Source organism: Streptomyces sp. NPDC048496 (assembly GCF_043200055.1).
Taxonomy (GTDB): Bacteria; Actinomycetota; Actinomycetes; order Streptomycetales; family Streptomycetaceae; genus Streptomyces.
The window spans coordinates 1-1,477 of record NZ_JBICXB010000137.1; the positions used below are offsets into that span (position 1 = coordinate 1).

At 67.9% G+C, this 1,477-nt stretch carries 1 protein-coding gene; it reads left to right on the top strand.

The genetic code is table 11. The features are described 5' to 3' along the window. The first annotated feature begins 184 nt into the window (after window positions 1-184). The gene (locus tag ACGFSA_RS35160) at window positions 185-1,351 is read left to right on the top strand and encodes an IS630 family transposase (protein WP_393310251.1); all 1,167 of its coding nucleotides are present in this window, start codon (window positions 185-187) and stop codon (window positions 1,349-1,351) included. Window positions 1,352-1,477 lie beyond the last annotated feature (126 nt).

A 1,477-nucleotide genomic window follows, 5' to 3' on the forward strand; every position in this document is an offset into this window, starting at 1 on the left:
TCGGTGACCATCAATCGATCACTCGGGAAGGTACGCCCTCCGCGTTCCGCGAGGCACCCCTCCCGAGGACGATCCACAGGTCTTGAGCATTGCTCATGGAGGGTCATCCTGCCTGGTCGCCCGCGACAGAGGTGCGGCAGGCTCCAGCCGGTAAGATCCACTTCTGCTGATCGGCCTGCCTGCCTTGCCCGTTGCTGCTGCCCGCCCGATATCGCTGACCGCCTCGCAGAGGCACCGGCTGAAGAAGATGGCCTACGGCCACAAGACTGCCCACCAGGCCCGGATGCGCGCGAACGTCGTGCTCCACGCTGCACGGGGCCGCTCCAACGCGCGCATCACCCGCGAGACGGGCCTGCACCTGGATACCGTGCGCAGGTGGCGGCGCCGGTTCGCCGAGCAGGGCATGGCCGGGCTGGCCGATCGCCAGCGCACCGGTCGCCCTCCCTCGTTCACCGCACTGCAGGCCGCCCAGGTCAAGGCCCTGGCCTGCCAACTGCCCGCCGAGACCGGCGCCCCGCTGTCACGCTGGTCGTGCCCGGAGTTGGCCCGCGAGGCCAAGGTACGGGGCATCGTCCCGGCTGTTTCGGCCTCCACCGTGCGCCGCTGGCTGGCCCAGGACGCGCTCAAGCCCTGGCAGCACCGCTCCTGGATCTTCATCACCGACCCCGATTTCGGACCCAAGGCCGAACGAGTGCTGGACCTGTACGCCCGTACCTGGCAGGGTCGGCCGCTCGGACCGGACGAGTACGTCATCAGCGCCGACGAGAAGACCTCCATCCAGGCCCGCTGCCGCTGCCACCCCACCCTCGCCCCCGGGCAGGCCCGGGCGATGCGGGTCAACCACACCTACGGCCGCGGCGGCGCCCTGGCCTACCTCGCCGCCTACGACGTCCACCACGCCCAGGTCTTCGGCCGCACCGAGCCCAGGACCGGCATCGACCCGTTCATGAACCTGGTCGCCCAGGTCATGAGTGCCGAGCCCTACACGAACGCCAAGCGTGTGTTCTGGATTGTGGACAACGGCTCCTCCCACCGCGGGCAGAAGGCCGCCGACCGGCTGACCAGCGCTTTTCCAAACGCGGTCATGGTCCACACCCCGGTCCACGCCTCCTGGCTCAACCAGGTGGAGATCTACTTCTCCGTCGTCCAACGCAAGGTCGTCTCGCCCAACGACTTCACTGACCTTGCCCAGGTCAGGAACCGGCTCCGAGCCTTCGAAGACCGCTACAACGCCACAGCACAGCCGTTCCAGTGGAAGTTCACCACCTCCGACCTGAACGATCTGCTGGCCAGACTCGACCGGCACACCGCCGATCACCAGGAAGAATCCTCCGACGGGCCAGCTACGTGATCAACCCCCGAAGGACTTCCGGAGCCGACCACTAAGAGCCTGTCGGGTGGCCGGTCATGCGTGAAGCGTGACGGTCGCGATCTGCCTTCCGGGCATGGCGACGGCCCCGGAATGATCACGTGGTGT